Source organism: Rhodospirillaceae bacterium, from assembly GCA_018660465.1.
Lineage (GTDB): Bacteria > Pseudomonadota > Alphaproteobacteria > Rhodospirillales > JABJKH01 > JABJKH01.
The window spans coordinates 60,303-79,722 of record JABJKH010000075.1; the positions used below are offsets into that span (position 1 = coordinate 60,303).

Below are 19,420 nucleotides of genomic sequence, written 5' to 3' on the forward strand. Positions count from 1 at the left end.
GCCAACGTAAAAGCCGGCCGCACGACACATGTCGCGGGGCGTAATAAATTCGTTTTCTATAGTTCAGGCCTCAAGGCTAAAGTCCGTTTTCGCAAAAACGGTTTCTATCGTAATTCTCTATTTACGGTTCTTGGTTTTACAATTCCCTGGCCACTTCTTCCACATCGAAGCATTCAATAACGTCGCCAACCTGAATATCTTGATAGTTGGCGAAAGCCATGCCGCAATCGAGCCCTTCTTTGACCTCTTTTGCGTCATCCTTGAAGCGTTTCAATTGCGATAAGTCGCCTTCGTGAATGACCACGCTGTCACGAACCAAGCGGACTTTAGAACCGCGCCGCACCATGCCTTCAGTTACCATGCAACCTGCAATCTTGCCGACCTTGGAAATGTTGAAGACCTCGCGGATTTCCGCATTGCCCAGAAAACTTTCGCGAAGGGTCGGCGCCAGCATGCCGGTAAGAGCCTGCCTCAAGTCGTCAATTACATTATAGATGATCGAATAATACCGAATTTCCACGTTATCGGTTTTGGCTAATTCGCGTGATTGCGGATTGGCCCGGACGTTAAAGCCGATAATTAGGCCACCCGATGCACGCGCCAAGATCACGTCCGATTCGTTAACACCGCCGACACCTGAGTGCAGAACCTGAACTTTCACTTCATCATTCGATAGCTGATCCAGCGCACTCACAATGGCTTCTGAAGAGCCGTGAACATCTGCTTTGATCACGACAGGTAAACTCTGGACTTCCGTGCCATCCTGAATTTTTTCGAACATTTCTTCCAGGGTGCCGCGCGCGCTTTGAGTTGCTATCAGATCTTTGCTGCGTCGGCTGCGGAATTCCGTTACTTCCCTGGCGCGGCCTTCTTCCTCAACTACGGCGACTTCATCACCCGCTGCCGGCGTGCCACCAAGCCCGATAACCTCTACTGGAACTGAGGGCAGGGCCTGTTCCACTGATGCGCCTGTGGCATCGCGCATTGCGCGAACCCGGCCCCATTCACTACCGGCAACAAAGATATCACCGATCCGAAGGGTTCCGCGCTGAACCAAGACCGTGGCGACCGTGCCTCGGCCTCTTTCAGTTCTGGCCTCAACCACCACGCCATCGGCGGGCCGGTCGGGATTTGCCTTCAGATCAAGAAGTTCGGCCTGCAGCAAAATTGTTTCTTCAAGCTTGTCAAGATTAGTGCCTTCCAGTGCCGACACCTCGACCGAAAGAATCTCGCCGCCCATTTCCTCGACCACAAGTTCGTGCTGAAGCAGTTCGGTCCGCACCCGGTTGGCGTCTGCGTCCGGCCTGTCCATTTTATTGATCGCGACGATAATAGGAACTTCAGCAGCCTTGGCATGAACAATCGCTTCAATGGTCTGCGGCATAATGCCGTCGTCCGCAGCGACAACCAAAACCACGATATCCGTCACCTTGGCCCCACGTGCGCGCATTTCCGTAAATGCTGCATGGCCTGGCGTGTCGATAAAGGTAATTTTTGCATCGCTCGACATGGTGACCTGATAGGCACCGATATGCTGGGTGATACCGCCCGCTTCGCCACTCACTACATCGGTTTTACGAAGGGCATCCAAAAGCGATGTCTTGCCATGATCAACGTGGCCCATAACGGTAACTACCGGTGCCCGCGGTTGTAGTGTGCCTTCGTCGTCAATCCCGCCCGTCAGTTCGGTTTCCACATCGGCGTCGCTGACCCGTTTCATGTTATGACCGAATTCCGAAACAACAAGTTCAGCGGTATCGGCATCGATGGTCTGGTTGATCGTCGCCATGACCCCCAACTTCATCAGTGTCTTAATCACATCGACACCGCGCTCGGCCATCCGATTGCCCAATTCCTGAACCGTGATAACTTCTGGAACGACCACGTCGCGAATAATTTTTTGTCCCTCAGTCGGCTGGAATTTTTGTTTTTGCTTTTCGCGCGCGCGACGTACTGAGGCGAGACTACGGGTCCGCTCTTCACGAACGCCAAGCGCCTCATCTATGGTCAACTTGCCAGAACGTCGACGCGGCTCACCGCGGCGACCCCCTGGTGCACGGCGTGGTTCCGCACGCGCTGTACGGCTACGACCTCGGTTAGACTCGTCTTCATCTTCCGTATGGTCTTTACGTCCCCGCGCAGACGTCGCACCTTTGGCAGAGGGCTTTTCCGATTCAGGCTGTGGCGGTATTTCAGGTTGCGCCTCAGCAGTCGGTTCTGGCTCTGATTCTGGCTCTGGCTCCGGCTCGGGATCAGGTTCGAGTTCGGGATCAGGCTCAAGGGCCTTACGTGCGGCTAATTCTTCGGCCAGGCGGGCATTTTCTTCAGCCGCAATTTTAGCCTCTTTCAACGCTTTGGCTCGGGTCGCCTTTTCGTCAGTGGTCAACGAGGACGCGGCTTGTGCATCTTCGATGATTTCACTCGGCACTTCCGGCTCGACTTCGACCTTTTCTTCAACCTCCGGCTCCAACGGCTTTTCAACCTTGGTCATCTTGCCGCCGGCATCCTGGGCGTAGCTGCGTTTTTTCCGCACCTCAACAGCAACCATCTTCGAGCGGCCATGAGAGAAGCTTTGACGGACCGTTCCGCCTGTCACTGTCTTCTTAAGCTCAAGCGTTCCCGGCCGCGATAGACTGAGCGGCTTTTTTTTGTCTTGTTCTTTGGCCTCTGTCATTTTTATTCCGTTCTACTCTTAAATCCGGATGCCGTTGTTTCTCGCCACGCTAAACCGTGGAACTCGCATCAATTTCGCCTCGATAATCGATCAGGCGTGCAATCTCAACTGTCAATCGCTCGGCCAAACGTCCATGGGTTAAAACCACATGCACAGCCGTCGCCCGCCCCAACGCGGCACCAAGTTCATCGCCGCTAAAGGCCTCAAGCCTGACAAGGTCTGGAGCCAAAGCGTTGACCTTATTCTTGCCTGCCGCCGAAGCATCATTCGCGGCCAAGAGTGCTGCACCTTCGCCCCGGCGCAAACACGCCGTTGCCTTCTCAAATCCTGCCACAACTTCGCCCGCACGGCGCGCCAAACCTAACAAATTCAAACACCGTTGGCTCATTAATTTTTCAACTTGGTTCGCCAAGTCATCAGGCAACCGAACCGAGCGTCGCGCTGCCTTGGCAAACAGATTTTTCTTGCAGGCCGTTTCAACCACTGTTCGCTTTGCGCTCAGCCAAATTCCCCGTCCTGGTAAGCGGGCCTGAATATCAGGAACGATTTCATTCCCAGGACCAACGACGAATCGAACCATTTCTTCCTTAACAAGCAGTTCCCCGCTAACGATGCACCGACGCACAGGGCCAGCCCCCTGATCAGGGGCATGGTCACCAGAGTTTTCAGGCTCTATATGTTCAGCCATTAAAGGAACCATTTGTTTACTGCCTAATTTAAGCGTCTTCGGTACCGCTATCGGTACTTTCCTCACCATCACTATCGCCTTCACCTTCGCCATCATTTTCTGGCGCTTCTTCATCTTCAAACCAATGCGCCCGCGCCGCCATGATAACGTCGTTGGCTTCATCTGCGGTGAGCGAGCCCGGTGGCAACATTTCAATCAACTCATCGCCCGCCAAGTCGGCCAAATCATCCAGGGTTTTAATACCCTTATCACCCACCAGAGAAATAAGGTTCGGCTTTAGACCTTCAAATTTTATCAGGTCTTCCGTCATGCCAAGTTCCTTGGCCTTGTCGGCAAATTCTTCGTCAACCTTGGACAGGTGCGCGCGTGCACGCTCCCGTAATTCATTGGCGACTTCTTCACTGAACCCTTCAATCGTGGAGAGGTCTTCAAGGGGTACGAAGGCAACTTCTTCGATCTCGGTAAAACCTTCCGTCACCAACAAATGGGCTATGACGTCGTCCACATCCAAAGCATCGATAAACATCTGTGAGCGATTACGGAATTCTTCTGTACGACGGTCTGATTCTTCGTCTTCGGTCAGGATGTCAATATCCCAGCCCGACAATTGAGAGGCCAAACGCACGTTTTGCCCGCGGCGGCCGATGGCCAAACTGAGCTGTTCGTCAGGAACAACGACTTCAATCCGGTTGGCTTCTTCATCCAAAACGACCTTAGCAACTTCTGCCGGCGCTAAGGCATTAACGATAAAGGTTGCCGGATCAGCCGACCATTGAATGATGTCGATTTTCTCGCCTTGTAATTCACCGACCACAGCCTGAACACGCGAGCCGCGCATACCAATACAAGGTCCTACCGGATCAATGCTCGAATCATGGGAAATCACGGCGATTTTCGCACGCGATCCCGGATCACGGGCAACCGACTGAATTTCAATAATGCCGTCATAGATTTCCGGCACTTCCTGGGCAAATAATTTGGCCATAAATTGCGGATGGGTTCGGGAGAGGAGAATCTGTGGACCGCGCGGTTCTTCGCATACATCGACGATATAGCCACGCACCCGATCACCATTAGCAAAATGTTCGCGAGGGATTGATTCGTCGCGTCGTAGTAATGCCTCGGCCCGGCCCAGATCGACAATAACATTGCCGAACTCGATTCGTTTGACCAATCCATTGACCACTTCGCCGGTACGGTCCTTGTATTCTTCGTACTGGCGTTTGCGTTCGGCGTCGCGAACTTTTTGGACGATCACTTGCTTTGCGGTCTGCGCGGCAATGCGGCCAAAATCAATTGGTGGCAACGGATCAATTAGAAAATCGCCGATGACGGCATCGGATTTTTCCCGTTGCGCGTCCTCAAGGGTGATCTGAATTGCGTCGTTTTCTATTTCCTCAGCCACTTCCCGGTAGCGGGCGAGGGCAATTTGACCGTTTGTGCGGTCAATATTGGCGCGAATATCATGTTCATGGCCGTATTTGGAGCGGCCCGCCTTTTGGATGGCTTCTTCCATGGCTTCCAGAACTTCGTCCTGTTCGATACCTTTATCCCGTGCCACGGCTTCTGCAACTTGCAAAAGTTCTGGGCGGGCATGAACAGCGTTTGCCTGTGAGGTCTCATTCATTGTCATCAATGTCCTTCAGCTCGGGCGATTAACTCATCCGTAAGAATTAGTTTTGCTCGCTTAATGTCGACAAATGGGACCTCCATCACCGTATTGTCGACCGAAATTTTTACCACGTCTTGTTCGAGGCCAATCAAACGGCCTCTGAATTTTTTACGCCCCTCAATCAGGCGTTCTGCTTCGACCTTAGCCTCGTAGCCGGCGAACCGATCAAAGTCCTCGGGCCGTACCAATGGCCGATCAAGCCCCGGCGAACTCACTTCCAGCGTATAGGCGTTGTCAATCGGATCATCTACATCCATCAGCGCTGAGATTGCCCGACTAACGGAGGCACAATCTTCAACATCCAACTGCTTTTCGTCGTGGCGTTCCACCATGACCTGTAATACCAATTGTTCAGAGCCGGTAATTTGGATCCGAACAATATCGTAGCCCATCGACTCAATGGTCGGTGTAATTCTCGTCTCGACCCGGTCTGAAAGACCCGCCATATCATCGCCTTTGTCGCTATTACGACTCACTTGCCCTGCATCGATTGCCTAGCTCAAAATAAGCAAAAAGGCGGGCCTGAGACCCACCTCACGAAACCGAACAGACTTGTTTAGTTGAGCCAAGAGAAATCAAATCAAAACCAACGCCCGTCTTATATACCCCCAAAGGCTCCTGATTCAAGGTTTAATCCAGTGTTTTGTTTGCCCGAACCGTGCGGCAAAAGCGTAAATAGGCGCAGGCCTCGCCACGGGCCAAGGCCTTTGACTCATAACGAGTTTGGACCCAGTCGTTCGGCGTCTGGCGCCAGTCTCGGAAAGAACGCACGGGCCATTCAAAGCCAGGATGCCGGGTAACATGCTCCAGTGCCCACGAAACATAGCCCGTGTGATCACTTGCGAATCGTAGATCTGCACCATCCTTTAACACCCGCGCCAGCGCATCCAAGTTGTCTGGCTCAATAAATCGGCGTCGATGATGGCGGGTTTTGGGCCAAGGGTCGGAAAATAGAACAAATCCACGACCAATAGCACCTTCCGGCAACCGCGGCAGTAAACGTCGCGCATCATCTTCAAAGATTCGGATATTGGTCAGTTTATGCTGATCAATTTGGGCCAGCAGGGTCGCAACGCCGTTGATAAAGGGCTCGCATCCTATAAACCCAATATCGGGATTCGCCTGTGCTTGGGCTGCGAGGTGCTCGCCTGCTCCAAAACCGACTTCGAGCCAAATATCTCGCATGGCGGCACCAAATTCCGACACGAGATCGATTTGTTCGACAGTTGACGCGAGGCTGATTTGGGGCAGCAATTCGTCGACGAGCTTTTGCCGCCCCGCTCGAAGCTTATGGCCTCCACGCCGACCGTAAAATTGTGGAGAACCGGACTCGGGCTTCCCTTTGGTGCTACGCGTTAACGGCGGATTTGAGGTCATCGACCAGATCCGTGCGTTCCCATGAAAAACCACCATCACTGTCAGGCTCACGGCCAAAGTGGCCATAGGCCGATGTCCGTGCGTAGATTGGGCGGTTCATCTTCAGTTGTTCGCGAATGCCGCGCGGCGAAAGATCCATAACTTCTTGCAGGGCCGCCGCCAATTTATCTTCCGCAACCTTGCTGGTTCCATGGGTATCGACGTAGACCGACAAGGGTTTGGAAACGCCGATGGCATAGGCCAGCTGGATCGTGCAACGGTCTGCCAATTCAGCAGCAACCACGTTCTTCGCAAGGTAACGTGCGCCGTAAGCTGCTGAACGGTCTACCTTGGAAGGGTCTTTACCCGAGAATGCGCCGCCGCCATGCAGGGCCGCGCCGCCATAGGTATCGACAATAATCTTACGACCGGTCAAGCCAGCGTCTCCATCAGGTCCGCCAATAACGAAACGACCCGTCGGGTTAACGTAAAATTCTTCTTCCGGACACATCCAACCTTCGGGCAATACGTTTTCCACATGGGGGCGGACAAGTTCGCGGATAGCATCTTGGGTCATGTCTTCGGTATGTTGGGTCGAAACAACAACCGATGTCGCCTTAACTGGCATGCCATCAACATAGAGCAACGTCACCTGGCTTTTGGAATCAGGCAACAACCCAGTTGCAGCACCTGAATGCCGGGCTTCTGCCATTGACCGCAAAATTGCGTGGGAATAATGAATAGGTGCCGGCATCAGAACATCCGTTTCCCGACATGCGTAACCGAACATCATGCCTTGGTCGCCGGCACCTTCGTCTTTGTTACCGGCCGCATCCACGCCTTGGGCGATATCCGCCGATTGCGCATGAACCAAAACTTCGACGTCCATATTTTTCCAATGAAAACCGTCTTGCTCGTAGCCAATTTCCTTCACGCAGTTACGGGCAATTTCTTCCATAATATCTTTGGTGACCGCTTCCGGTCCGCGAATTTCGCCCGCCAAAACAACCTTGTTTGTCGTGCAGAGGGTTTCAACACCGGCGCGGGAATGCGGATCCAAGCTCAGCAAGCGGTCGAGTACAGAATCTGAAACTCTGTCGCTGACTTTATCGGGATGGCCTTCAGAAACGGATTCGCTCGTGAATAGATAATCGGGTCGTGACATCGTTAGTCCCCTTTTTAAAATGGTCTGTCCAACTGGACCAGGGGCTGTAACGGACGATCCGTTATTATCGAGCCCACTTAGAGCCTTTTTTAACGTGGTGGCAAGTAGTCCAAATCTATCCACGCCGCCCCTTTTCAGGAAACGGGATTGGCCGGGGTTTTACAGTGTTTCAGGCAGGCGTCAAGATATTTTGACAGTTAGACACGCCATAAATTTTATAGGGTTATTCGCCGTCTTCTGCCTTTGCCAACGTTTTGGTTAGTTCAAACAAACGCTTACGGACTTGTTCATCGGTAATCCGGTAATAGGCGCGAACCAGTTCTAGGGTTTCGCGCCGGGCCAAAGGATCAGGTTCAATTGCGGCTTGCGCTTGATCCGCCATGCCGCGGGTACGATTCCGCCCGCCACCGAATGCTTGAACATCATCCGGCATGTCATCGAAGAAAAACGATACCGGGACATCCAAAATTCGGCCGAGTTCGTAGAGTCGGCTTGAGCCGATTCGGTTGGCGCCGCGTTCATATTTTTGAATTTGCTGGAACGTTAAATTTACCGTCTCGCCCAATTTTTCTTGGCTTAGCCCCAATAGTGTTCTGCGCAGCCGAACTCGGCTTCCAACATGAACGTCAATAGGGTTAGGCGTCCCAAGCGGGAGGATTTTTTCTCGGGCAAGCCGGGTAGGCGCGCGTTGTTTTTTGGTGCGCTTAGGTATCGATTTTTTCATTTGCTTCAAATACGCTTTTCAATGACAGAGGAACGTACATACAACAGTATGCAGATGTACGATATTTGATTTCACCCCAACAGGTCAACCGCCCAGCCGAGCGATTACATTAGACATAATCATATCTTATTTACGCAAATTTGGTAAATAGGATTGTTAGGCTTGATTTGGTTTTCGCGTAAAAATAGCCAAGCCGCCACAGACAACCAGCAGCAAAATCAAAGGCATATCACCCCACTGAGCATAGAAAGTTGTTCCAAAAAATTTCTTAGGCAAAGGGCTATCGAGAACACCGGAAACGCCGAGGTCCAAGCGAGCGAGTATTCGGCCATACCCATCTACCACCCCCGAAATTCCGGTATTGGCGACGCGCACGAGGGGAAGCCCTTCTTCCACTGCCCTGAGACGCGCCGAGGCAAAATGCTGATACGGTCCAGAAGAATGGCCGTACCAACCATCATTGGTTAAATTCAATAACCAATCTGGACGGTCTCTGCTATCAACCACGGCACCGGGAAATATAACCTCGTAACAAATGAGCGGCCCGACTGGCGGAAGACCTGGTAATTTGAGCGTGGACAACCCGGACCCGGGCGTAAAATCGGTTCGGCCGGCGGTTAGTTTTGAAATTTTTAAAATTGAACTAAAGGGCACGTATTCTCCAAAAGGCACCAAGTGAAATTTGTCATAGGTCCCGGCTATATCGCCGTGAGAATTGATCGCGTGAAGGCTGTTCCAAATCTGCCTGCCGGTGTCTGAATTATCGTTACCCCGAATGGCCCCGGTGATGGTCAGTCCACCAGCTGGAGTAATGCCCCCAATTGCCGTCATCAAAGCTTTCTCGCGGGCGAGAAAATAGGGAACTGCGGTTTCTGCCCATATGATATGTGTCGGCGCTGGGCCGGTTTTCGACTGAGCGGCGCTCATTTGTAATTGGCGAACCACGTGGCTGCGACGGTGCTGAGGATGCCACTTTATTCGCTGATCGATATTCGGCTGCACCAGACGGAGGGTGACCCCCTCCACATTATCCGATGGCGCATTCGCCAATCTTAGCCCGCCGCCGGCCCAGACCACACCGAGCGCGACATAGGCCGCGAGGATTGGAACCGCGCGGCCCCGTGCACGCAGGGCACCATCTGTCAAAACAGCCGGAACAGCTGCTGCAATAATGGTAATGAAACTTAGCCCGTATACCCCAAAGACAGATGCGCCTTGGATCATCGTATCTGAAATAGTCCAGACTGTTCCCAACAAGTTCCAAGGGAGCCCGGTAAATATCCACGACCGCACCCACTCCAACAGCGTCCATACGACCGCGAACAAAATAATGCGCGCCATGCCACGAAGGTTTACGACGCGACAAACCAATACTGTTAGGGCTGGAAACATTCCCATCACCGCGCCCAGGCCAAACACGGCGAAGGGAATCATCCAGCCAAATTGATCCGGAAAAACCAATAACGCCGCCGACACCCAGTAATATCCAGACACAGCATGGCCAAGTCCGAACCACCACCCGATAGCAAACGCCTGACGCGGACGCGGACTCGCATCAATCAGCCAAATCAGACCGACAAATGCTGGAATCAAAAGAAATACGAAATGCACCGGTGGCAAAGCGCCGGTTGCCAGAACTCCCAAGCAAAAAGCCACACCCCGTCGCCGCCAACCTGTGGTTGAGATTAAGGCCCCTTTTAGCCGGGTTATGCCAGCGAGAAATGCCATTAATCTTCTGGTTCGGATTGAGACTCTTGTTTAGCTCCCCGCACCCGCACCCGTTTTAGACGGCGCGGGTCGGCATCGAGGATTTGAAATTCAATGCCAGATGAATGGGTAATAAGTTCGCCCCGGATCGGCACACGACCGGCCAAATCCACGACGAGTCCCCCTAAGGTTTGTGAATCTTCCCATTCTTCTTCCCCCATGATGGGTTTCAGAACGTCTTGCAGTTCTTCCAGTACAGCCCGGGCGTCGGCATCAAACGAACCATCCGGGCGCTGAACCAATTCTGGTTCTTCGGTTTGGTCGTGTTCGTCCTCAATCTCGCCAACGATTTCTTCGACCAGGTCTTCAATCGTCACAAGGCCATCAACGCCGCCATATTCATCAACAACCATGGCCATGTGAGTTCGCTTCGCGCGCATCTCCAGCAGCAGTTCCAACACCTGCATCGACGGTGAGACAAACAACACCTTGCGCAAAATTTTTGGTAGGCTAAACGCCGCATCTTCGCCGCGCCAAGCGAGCACATCTTTAATATGAACCATGCCGGTCACGTGGTCCAAGTTATCTCGGTAAATGGGCACCCGCGAATGCGCCTCTTTAGTCATGACACTGATCAGCTCAGCGAGCGATGACTGCACATCCACCGCAGTTATGTCGACCCGGGGCACCATAACGTCGAAGACGGTCTGGCCACGAAGTTCTAGGATGTTGGCGAGCAGGACTTTTTCTTCCGCATCAATCGGAGCTTCGGCTTCCTCACGCTCCTCGATCAATTCTTCGAGGGTATCGCGCACCGTGCTTTCGCCATTGCGCAGACCAAGCACCCGGCGCAGCCAGTCACCGACTGACCGACCTCCTTGGTTAGAGGTCGATTGATTGACAGGACCCGATGACGTCGGATTATTCATAGTTTTCGGTTCAGTTCCCGCTTGCCGTCGTGTGTGGATTATCAAACCCCAAGGACCCAAGTATCCGCGTTTCTAGTGTCTCCATTTTTTCGGCTTCTGAGACTTCTTCATGATCATACCCCAATAAATGCAGCACGCCGTGAACGATCATATGACTTAGATGGCCGGCGAGACTTTTCCCCTGCGCATCAGCCTCTTTTGTAACTGTTTCCAAGGCAACCACCACGTCGCCGTATATCAGTGTTTCTTCTTCCGGCAGTTCCGGCAATTCAATGCCTTTGCCAAAGTTAGAAAACGACAGCACGTTTGTGGGTTCGTCTTTGTTGCGGTAGTCCCGGTTAAGACCTGTAATAAACGCATCGTCAGTTAAAAGTATACTTATTTCCCGAGGGGTCTCCGCCAAATACGGTAGCCGCGGTAGAAGGCTTTCAAGAGACTCTGCAACATCCGGTGTCGGCCCGACTTCCATTGCCACCAAGGCTGCCGCCTTGCACACATCCTCAGCCTCGGCCAAGGCGTCGATCCATCCGTCACAGGTGATGGAAACCAATACGTCTACATTATTTGTCATCGTCGGAACTGCTCTGCTTTGTCGTATGTTCGTACCGGGCTGAGGCGTGCCGATTGTTTTCGATTGAATCATAAGCTTTTACGATTCTCGTGACCAAGCGATGACGCACGACATCCTTTTCGCTGAAGTGCACGAATGAAATTCCGTCCACGTCCTGCAACACATCCAAAGCATCGCGCAGGCCAGAGCGAACACCGCGCGGCAAGTCGACCTGGCTGAGATCGCCGGTGACGACCATGCGCGCGTTTTCTCCCAACCGAGTCAGAAACATCTTCATCTGTACGGCCGTTGTATTTTGTGCTTCGTCCAAGATCACAAACGCATTGGAAAGCGTGCGCCCGCGCATGAACGCCAAGGGTGCAATTTCAATTTCGCCCGACTCCATGCGCTTGGCCACTTGATCGGGCGGCATCATGTCATCAATGGCGTCGTAGAGCGGTCGCAAATAGGGATCAACTTTTTCCCGCATATCGCCCGGCAAGAATCCTAAGTTCTCCCCGGCCTCCACTGCGGGGCGCGATAGGATCAACCGATCCACCTCCCCCTTCATTAATTTTTCCACCGCCTTGGCCACAGCCAAGTAGGTTTTGCCGGTTCCCGCAGGTCCTAAACCAAACACCAAGTCATTGTCCTCGATGGCCCGCAAATACGTCGCCTGCATTGAAGAGCGCGGTGAAATGTGTTTTCGCCGGGTGCGAATTGTCAGGTCTGCATCGCGCACATCGCCACCGTCGGCAAGGGCCATACGCAAGACCGCATCGACCTCGTCCGGACCAACTGCATTGCCGCGCTCCAAACGTTCATAAAGGCCGTTGAGAACAGAGACCGCAGCAGAAACGGCGTCCACAGAGCCGGAAACCGCGACCGTATTACCGCGGGCAAAAATTTTGACGTCCACAGCCTGTTCAACCCGAGCCAAGTTCGCATGATGAGATCCGAACAATTCGAGCGCCAAATTATTATCCGCAAACGACAGGTCAACAGAAGTTTCAGTCGATTTTGACAAGGCCGAATGTTTAGCCGGAGGTGTCATGCACAAACCCTTTCTGAATTAGTTTGGGTTGAAATTGTTTGGCCGGATTGATCCAAAATCGCTTCAGCACGGAGGCTGTTCGCATAGCCATCGGTAACCATTAAATTCACAATTGTGCCGAGAAGGTCGTCGGAGCCTTCTGTATGAACCGCCTGCATATAGGGGCTGCGACCGACCAACTGACCCGGTTCGCGTCCTTTGCGATCCAATAAAACGGGAAGGGCCTTACCAACGCAATTTTCGTTAAAGACCAGCTGTTGACGATTAAGCACTTCTTGCAGACGAGCCAGGCGTTCGACCTTGATATCTTCATCGACTTGGTTTTCGAGCAGCGCCGCTGGCGTTCCTGGTCTGGGGCTGTACTTAAACGAATACGCCTGTGCGAATTCAATATCTTCAACCAAGGTCAGGGTTTCGTGAAAATCGATTTCCGTTTCCCCTGGAAACCCAACAATAAAATCGGATGAGAGCGCAATATCAGGGCGCGCACCCCGCAATCGTGCCACGAGCCCACGATAATCTTTTGCGCCGTGTTGGCGGTTCATGGCCTGCAAAATACGGTCCGATCCTGACTGAACCGGCAGATGCAAATACGGCATCAGTTTGGGGACGTCTCTGTGCGCGGCAATCAATGCATCGTCGACATAGGCCGGATAAGAAGTCGTATAGCGAATTCTTTCAACGCCGCTAATGTCGGCAACAGCTTCAATGAGTCTTCCGAGGCCCCATTCGCTGCCCTCCGTTGCAGAGCCGTGATAGCAATTCACATTTTGACCGAGAAGCGTGATCTCGCTGACGCCGTCTTCCGCCAAGCGCTGAGCTTCTCGAAGAACTTCTTCGACGGGTCGTGAAAATTCTGCGCCCCGAGTATAGGGGACGACACAGAACGTGCAGAACTTGTCGCAGCCTTCTTGAATGGTCAAAAAAGCGGACTTGTTCGCTAGCTCCGTATGGCCCACCTGCTGCACATGACTGGGTAAATGATCAAATTTCGATTCAGCCGGAAAATCGATATCCAGCACAGCACCCGCGGCACGACTGGCCCGAACCACCATTTCCGGCAGCCGGTGATAAGTTTGCGGACCAAAAACCATATCCACATAAGGCGCCCGTCGCAGAATTTCTTCGCCCTCTGCCTGCGCAACACAGCCGGCGACCGCCAAAATCATTTGGCCGCCTTCTTGTTCCCGGACGGCTTTAAGATTGCGCAAGCGACCAAGTTCGGAATAAACCTTCTCAGCCGCTTTTTCTCGGATATGACAGGTGTTCAGAATGACCATGTCGGCACCATCGACCTGATCCGAAACGGCATAGCCAACTGGCGCCAGGACATCCGCCATACGGGCAGAGTCGTAAACGTTCATTTGGCATCCGTAGGTTCTGATGTGGAGTTTTTTCGCCAAAATTACCGCGCTACTTCATGGGGCGGGCACACAGGGCGGTCGGCTAAAACCGTAAGGCGTATAATCATCCGTTCTACCGGACCCTCCAAAAAAGGTGTTTATGTGCTTGAAAAGATAGCATTCTATTCGTCGAATTTCAAGCCAAGGCCTCGATTATCATCATGCGTTGTTGCGGGACTGACCTTCGTTTTTCGCCGACCATTTTCGCCGGTTATTTCTCAGAAGGTTTTAACGGCACGCCATAAAGCTCCAACCGGTGCCCCACCAACCGAAAGCCATGTTCGCGCGCAATTTTTTCCTGAAGAGCCTCGATCTCATCATTTTGAAACTCGATTACGTGGCTCGAATTTATATCAATTAAGTGATCATGATGGTCGCTCGATGCCTCTTCGTATCGTGCACGACCGTCGCCAAAATCATGCCGATCAAGAATTTCCGCTTCTTCAAAAAGCCGCACAGTCCGGTAAACCGTCGCGATACTGATTTTCGGGTCCATTTGAGAAGACCGACGATAAACCTCTTCAACATCCGGATGGTCTTCGGCATCTGACAGCACCCGTGCGATAACACGGCGCTGCTCAGTCATTTTCATGCCCTTATCTATACAACTTTGTTCGATGCGCGATAGCTTGGACATTGCGACCCTCAAGATTACTCTGTTGTAACAGAACTATTGCGCAGTCTACACGAAATCAAACAAATTTTAATTTTTTAAACCACGTTTGCGAGGTTTTGTCCCCAAACCAATCTTTTTCGCCAGGTTACTCCGATGTTTGGCATAATTTGGAGCCACCATTGGATAATCAGGTGTCAGGCCCCAGCGCTCGCGATATTCTTCAGGGCTCATGCCGTAGGCCGTTTTCAGATGGCGCTTGAGCATTTTCAGCTTTTTTCCGTCTTCCAAACAGACGATATAGTCTGGAAATACTGACTTTTTTACCGGAACAGCCGGACGGGGACGTTCTTGGCCTTGTGCCCCATTGCTGACGCCAAGCAGAGTTTGATACACATCTTGAATCAACTGTGGCAGTTCGGTCGTCGGAACCTTATTATTTGCAACATGGGCAGAAACGATGTCAGTAGTTAGTTCTAAAATCTCATTTGCACTTATTGAATCACTCATTGAATGTTATTTCCCTATCCCTTTATTCGCTACGTTATAAATAACATTCGTAAAAGAGGCAATAACTTTACATGAAACAACTTGTGAACACTTCTGAAGACATACAATTTGATTTTGTTATTGATATAACGAAAGAAATATGCCCGTTAACTTTCGTAAAAACCAAATTACTTATTGAAAAAATGCAACCCGGACAGATTGCTCGGGTTCGCCTTTGCGGCACGGAGCCACTTGAGAATGTACCCCGGTCCGTAAATGAAATGGGCCATACAATTTTGTCTCTGGAACCCGAAGACCCGGCCGCCCCGGCAGACGGTATTCATAACCTAATTGTTCAAAAAGAAGAGTCTTAGATTTTCTTCCTTAGAATCAACGCGTCCTCGCGGCCGTTGTCCCGTCGATAATAATTACGTCTGCGGCCAGCCTCTTGGAATTCGGCGGTCGTATAGAGGGCGCGTGCAGCAGTATTGTCGTCAGCAACCTCCAAATACACAGCACCAGCACCTTGGGCTAATGCCTCTCCAAGAAAAGCCTCCAGTAATAAACTTGCAGCCCCTTTGTCACGCCAAGGTGGAATAACACCTAAAGTAATAATTTCTGCCTCGTCCGCAGCAACCCGGCCAATTATAAATCCGCAAGGATCATTCTCGTGGCATCCCAGAAATCCAATTACGCCCGGCATGGACAAAATTTTATTCACTGCCACTTCGTTCCAAACCTCATCAAAGCAAGCACCATGGAGCGTGGATACAACAGCGCTGTGCGCTGACAAACATGGCAAAATTTTAATCAAATTTTGCCCCATTCAGACCCGCAACCGTCCGCCATCTTTGGGCAGTTTTGCATCTGGGGATCTCAGGTACAGAGGTTCCGGTAAAGGGGCGTCCTGACCCAGATGCCAACGAGCGGCAACAATTTCCGCGACAACAGCTGCATCCGGAATGCCCGGCCCAGGCGCTATCGTGAAATCGGTGAAATCTTTTTCGAGTACGCCGGCAACACGTTCTGCCACGTCCCCAGCAATTACAACCGAACCCTTTGGGACAAAATCTCTCACCGCCTCTAAGGCAACCGCTGCCGCCGGGCCAATTGGTTCGAGACCTTGGTCAAATGCCTGTACGTATATGTCTCTGCGTTTTGTATCGAGAGCCGTCAAAAGATTACGCCCCGATCGCGCCGCCTTGTCCACACCATGGGCGATGGTTTCCAAAGTCGTTACGCCCAAACAGGGCACGCCTAAGGCCAAAGCCATGCCGCGTGCTGCAGCCAATCCAATGCGGAGTCCGGTGAAGGCCCCCGGCCCAACCGTAACAGCCACTGCGTCCAAATCCTTATATGCGTGCTTCGCCTCAATCATGACATCTTGGACCATTGGGACCAGGGCTTCAGATTGACCTCGTGCCATTTCTGCCCAGCGCCCGGCGACTATTCCACCGTCGCGCCAAAGTGCTGCCGAACAGCCGACGGTCGAGGTATCCATTGCCAATATTCGCACTTTAGCTTTCGTCCCTTTTGTTGCGCGCCGGTCCCAGTATACTTACGCATATGGCCCCTAAAGGAGACTGATGTAAAGTCATGACGCTCATTGAAATTACCCCCGCCAGCCATGGAGTCGAGGTGTCTATCGCCTATGCCACACCTGAAAATTTTACTGCCGCTCCTGTGTACGGGCGGGCTGCTTGTTACTTGCATCCAGATGCCGAGATTTTATTGCGTGAAGCAATTGATCTTGCCGCTCGGCAGGGCTTTCAGTTGAAGATTTTTGATGCCTTCCGCCCGTCAGAAGCACAGTGGGCATTATGGAACCATACCCCAGACCCTGAATTTCTCGCTGATCCACGCCGAGGGTCGCCGCATTCAAGGGGGGCTGCGATTGATCTGACGCTGATCGATGGGTCGGGGCGAGAGCTTGACATGGGTACTGGGTTCGACGCGTTCACGCCTCTTTCCCATCACGGCAATCAAGATGTATCCATCACGGCACAGAAAAATCGAATGCTTCTGATGGGGCTTATGACCACAGCCGGGTGGGATTTTTATCGGAACGAATGGTGGCATTATCAAATGTTCGATAGCCGCCGTTTTCCGGTGCTGAGCGATAGCGTATTACCTCAAGGCATGATGTGACTTCTATCATTAAAGGGATTTTTTTGAATTTTTAACCTATTCCGTGTATTTGAGCAGGTATGAAACGAAAAACGATTCGATCAACAATCGGGACGGTCCTAACTAAAGCGGTTTCAGTGCTGTTAGGTGCCGGGGCGCTCGTTCTCGTTCCTGAAATTCCCGTTGCCGTGGCCGGTGATTCTGCTGTCATTTTCATGTATCACCGTTTCGGGGAAGAAAAATTTCCCTCAACAAACATCAAACTTTCTCAGTTTGAAGCACATCTGGCCGAGCTTAAGGCTGGTCCTTACACGGTGCTGCCGGTTCCAGAGATCGTTGCTCGGCTTAAAGAAAAGCGGGCGCTGCCGGACCGAACTGTTGGCCTTACCATTGATGATGCGTATCGGTCGTTCTACAAAAAAGCATGGCCGCGTTTAAAAAAGGCTGGCTTTCCGGTCACGCTTTTTGTTTCCACCAATGCCGCCGACCGCAAGCAAGGCGGATATATGACATGGGACCAAATTCGCGAGGTTGCGACCGCAGGCGTCACCATTGGTCATCATACGGTCCATCATTCGCACCTCCCGCGCAAAGATATGAATTCTAATATGTGGGAAATTCGCAATGCTCGGGCACGCTTCGAGAAAGAACTGGGTCGGGCCCCATCGCTTTTTGCGTATCCCTATGGTGAAAGCAGTCAAGCGCTGGAGAAGTTGGCTCAATCATCCGGCTTTGCCGCCGCCTTTGGGCAGCACTCCGGTGTCGCCCATACAACATCAAATTTCTTCTATCTGCCGCGTTTTGCGCTGAGTGAAAAATACGGCAGCCTTGATCGGTTCAAGCTCGGGGCGAACGCCTTAGCCCTGCCTGTCACCGATATAACACCTGCTGATTCGTTAATTGGAACGACGAATCCGCCCGCCATGGGATTTACCGTCCTCCCCAACTATCCGGGACCAAAACATTTGGCCTGTTATATTTCAAGGATCGGTAAAGTGAAGCTAGAGCGCTTGGGTGATATCCGAATTGAGATCCGGTCCGGCAAGCCATTCCCAAGAGGACGCACGCGGCTTAACTGTACAGCGCGCGGCAAAGGCAATCGTTGGTATTGGCTGGGACGACAGTTCTTTGTGAAATAGAAATTTATACCAAGTCTTTATTAGAGATACTTGGCATTAGGCCTTCGTTCCGAACGCGCCTAATTTCGCACCATCAAAATGTTGAAGCTTATTAAATCGGATAATTCCGCGAATAACTTCAACGTATTTTTTGCCCCTTTCGGAATACCGCTGAAGCTTACCGATCAGCACGTCACCTTCCAGAGGTGCCCCTGCCCCACGCATTTCTGCCCGAAGTCTGCGGAATTCACGATAGGCCCTATGTCCGTTTATGTTGAGAGTATAGGCACGTACAGAATCCAATAAGCTCCTGAACGCCCTGACCTTGTGGCTTTTGCCTGCATCGCGTTTGTGGGGAACAAGATCGCCAATTTCCGAGAAGGTCCACTGGCCAAATATCGCATTACCCTCGCGGGCAAATCGGGACGTACCCCAGCCACTTTCTTCAGCCGCCTGCGCCAATGCCATCGATGGCGGAATAACATCGACCCGCTTCAACAACTTGGCGATGTCGCCCCGCTTGACCCGATAACGATCCGCCATGACCGCCAGCCAAAGTCTGTCTTTTGCAATTGGCGTTTGACCCAGAGAAATTTCGTAATGCATCTGCCAAAGTCGGCGGCGGTCCGCCATTATTTCTTCGTTCGCTTGCAAAATTAGCGGTAGCATCGTCTTGAAAAAGATAGCCTTCCGAATTTTGACTTGGCGAATTTGGCTGAGATCATGGGGCATGCTTGCCAAAAACACCCGTGGAACGGCACGCTCGGATTTTTGAACAGCAGTCCAGTCATACCCCAATCGATCGAACGCAGCCGATAGAGTGCGTGTCGTCGTGTGGGTCAAAACGCCACCGCCCAAGACCACGCCCTGCAAGCCATCCGCATTCTCGCTCGATGCCGTTGTAAAATTCAACAACGCCCAAACGCTCTTGGGTGACGAGGTCATGCTATCCGGTGGCCGCAACCACCCCATGGCAGCAAATGCGACAACGAAAGCACCGACGATTAAAAGTGCGCTACGTTCAAAAAACATTTTCTCTGGGAATTCCTGTGAGGCCAATTCCATCTTCAAATCGAAATATCTCCCTCACAAAACTTGGCCCTTCCGTCGTTAAATACAATATCTATTTCGTCAAATTCTCCGCAGTGCCA

General features: G+C 52.0%; 20 protein-coding genes. 3 read left to right on the plus strand and 17 right to left on the minus strand.

Annotation, left to right across the window (positions count from 1 at the left end):
* Nucleotides 1–136: 136 nt before the first annotated feature.
* The 14 genes from infB to HOM51_11930 all read right to left on the minus strand — a co-directional run bounded on the left by infB (nucleotide 137) and on the right by HOM51_11930 (nucleotide 15,045).
* Nucleotides 137–2,674, minus strand: coding sequence for a translation initiation factor IF-2 (gene infB / locus HOM51_11865; protein ID MBT5035202.1), 2,538 nt, complete (start codon nucleotides 2,672–2,674; stop codon nucleotides 137–139).
* A 49-nt stretch (nucleotides 2,675–2,723) separates the two neighbouring features.
* Nucleotides 2,724–3,362 (minus strand): RNA-binding protein, encoded by a 639-nt coding sequence (locus HOM51_11870; protein MBT5035203.1) that lies wholly within the window; start codon nucleotides 3,360–3,362, stop codon nucleotides 2,724–2,726.
* Nucleotides 3,363–3,390: 28 nt separating this feature from the next.
* Entirely contained in the window at nucleotides 3,391–4,989 is a 1,599-nt protein-coding gene (gene nusA / locus HOM51_11875) for a transcription termination/antitermination protein NusA (GenBank protein MBT5035204.1), read from the minus strand.
* A gap of 5 nt (nucleotides 4,990–4,994) precedes the next feature.
* Nucleotides 4,995–5,480, minus strand: coding sequence for a ribosome maturation factor RimP (gene rimP, locus HOM51_11880; protein ID MBT5035205.1), 486 nt, complete (start codon nucleotides 5,478–5,480; stop codon nucleotides 4,995–4,997).
* 184 nt (nucleotides 5,481–5,664) lie between these two features.
* Complete coding sequence (gene trmB / locus HOM51_11885) at nucleotides 5,665–6,411, minus strand: tRNA (guanosine(46)-N7)-methyltransferase TrmB (protein ID MBT5035206.1); 747 nt, start codon at nucleotides 6,409–6,411, stop codon at nucleotides 5,665–5,667.
* Entirely contained in the window at nucleotides 6,383–7,555 is a 1,173-nt protein-coding gene (locus HOM51_11890; protein MBT5035207.1) for a methionine adenosyltransferase, read from the minus strand. Before HOM51_11890 ends, trmB begins: the two co-directional genes overlap by 29 nt.
* A gap of 223 nt (nucleotides 7,556–7,778) precedes the next feature.
* Nucleotides 7,779–8,279 (minus strand): helix-turn-helix domain-containing protein, encoded by a 501-nt coding sequence (locus HOM51_11895; protein ID MBT5035208.1) that lies wholly within the window; start codon nucleotides 8,277–8,279, stop codon nucleotides 7,779–7,781.
* 156 nt (nucleotides 8,280–8,435) lie between these two features.
* The gene (gene lnt, locus HOM51_11900) at nucleotides 8,436–10,007 is read right to left on the minus strand and encodes an apolipoprotein N-acyltransferase (protein MBT5035209.1); all 1,572 of its coding nucleotides are present in this window, start codon (nucleotides 10,005–10,007) and stop codon (nucleotides 8,436–8,438) included.
* Nucleotides 10,007–10,915: an HlyC/CorC family transporter gene (locus tag HOM51_11905; GenBank protein MBT5035210.1), complete on the minus strand. Its 909-nt coding sequence runs from the start codon at nucleotides 10,913–10,915 to the stop codon at nucleotides 10,007–10,009. The genes lnt and HOM51_11905 overlap by 1 nt, the downstream gene beginning before the upstream one ends.
* A 10-nt stretch (nucleotides 10,916–10,925) precedes the next feature.
* Nucleotides 10,926–11,486, minus strand: a complete 561-nt coding sequence (gene ybeY / locus HOM51_11910; GenBank protein MBT5035211.1) for an rRNA maturation RNase YbeY — start codon at nucleotides 11,484–11,486, stop codon at nucleotides 10,926–10,928.
* Entirely contained in the window at nucleotides 11,476–12,519 is a 1,044-nt protein-coding gene (locus HOM51_11915; GenBank protein ID MBT5035212.1) for a PhoH family protein, read from the minus strand. Before HOM51_11915 ends, ybeY begins: the two co-directional genes overlap by 11 nt.
* Nucleotides 12,516–13,922 (minus strand): tRNA (N6-isopentenyl adenosine(37)-C2)-methylthiotransferase MiaB, encoded by a 1,407-nt coding sequence (gene miaB, locus HOM51_11920; GenBank protein ID MBT5035213.1) that lies wholly within the window; start codon nucleotides 13,920–13,922, stop codon nucleotides 12,516–12,518. Before miaB ends, HOM51_11915 begins: the two co-directional genes overlap by 4 nt.
* Nucleotides 13,923–14,133: 211 nt before the next feature.
* On the minus strand, nucleotides 14,134–14,559 hold the full coding sequence (locus HOM51_11925) for a transcriptional repressor (GenBank protein MBT5035214.1): 426 nt from the start codon (nucleotides 14,557–14,559) through the stop codon (nucleotides 14,134–14,136).
* Between the two features lie 66 nt (nucleotides 14,560–14,625).
* The gene (locus HOM51_11930; GenBank protein MBT5035215.1) at nucleotides 14,626–15,045 is read right to left on the minus strand and encodes a MucR family transcriptional regulator; all 420 of its coding nucleotides are present in this window, start codon (nucleotides 15,043–15,045) and stop codon (nucleotides 14,626–14,628) included.
* Between the two features lie 71 nt (nucleotides 15,046–15,116).
* On the opposite strand from HOM51_11930, the gene HOM51_11935 reads away from it, so the two are divergent.
* Nucleotides 15,117–15,398 carry a sulfurtransferase TusA family protein gene (locus HOM51_11935; protein ID MBT5035216.1) on the plus strand — a complete coding sequence of 94 codons (282 nt, stop codon included), beginning with the start codon at nucleotides 15,117–15,119 and terminating at the stop codon, nucleotides 15,396–15,398.
* On the opposite strand, the gene HOM51_11940 is transcribed toward HOM51_11935, so the two are convergent.
* The gene (locus HOM51_11940; GenBank protein MBT5035217.1) at nucleotides 15,395–15,838 is read right to left on the minus strand and encodes a GNAT family N-acetyltransferase; all 444 of its coding nucleotides are present in this window, start codon (nucleotides 15,836–15,838) and stop codon (nucleotides 15,395–15,397) included. The genes HOM51_11935 and HOM51_11940 overlap by 4 nt on opposite strands.
* Before the next feature lie 12 nt (nucleotides 15,839–15,850).
* A complete protein-coding gene (gene tsaB, locus HOM51_11945) occupies nucleotides 15,851–16,525 on the minus strand; it encodes a tRNA (adenosine(37)-N6)-threonylcarbamoyltransferase complex dimerization subunit type 1 TsaB (protein ID MBT5035218.1) in 675 nt (224 codons plus the stop codon).
* A gap of 95 nt (nucleotides 16,526–16,620) precedes the next feature.
* Here tsaB and ddpX point away from each other — a divergent pair, with 95 nt between their 5' ends.
* The gene (gene ddpX, locus HOM51_11950) at nucleotides 16,621–17,172 is read left to right on the plus strand and encodes a D-alanyl-D-alanine dipeptidase (protein ID MBT5035219.1); all 552 of its coding nucleotides are present in this window, start codon (nucleotides 16,621–16,623) and stop codon (nucleotides 17,170–17,172) included.
* A 59-nt stretch (nucleotides 17,173–17,231) separates the two neighbouring features.
* Nucleotides 17,232–18,290, plus strand: coding sequence for a polysaccharide deacetylase family protein (locus HOM51_11955; GenBank protein MBT5035220.1), 1,059 nt, complete (start codon nucleotides 17,232–17,234; stop codon nucleotides 18,288–18,290).
* Between the two features lie 36 nt (nucleotides 18,291–18,326).
* Here the strand turns inward: HOM51_11955 and HOM51_11960 are convergent, their stop codons facing one another.
* Nucleotides 18,327–19,301 (minus strand): hypothetical protein, encoded by a 975-nt coding sequence (locus tag HOM51_11960; protein MBT5035221.1) that lies wholly within the window; start codon nucleotides 19,299–19,301, stop codon nucleotides 18,327–18,329.
* Between the last annotated feature and the right edge of the window lie 119 nt (nucleotides 19,302–19,420).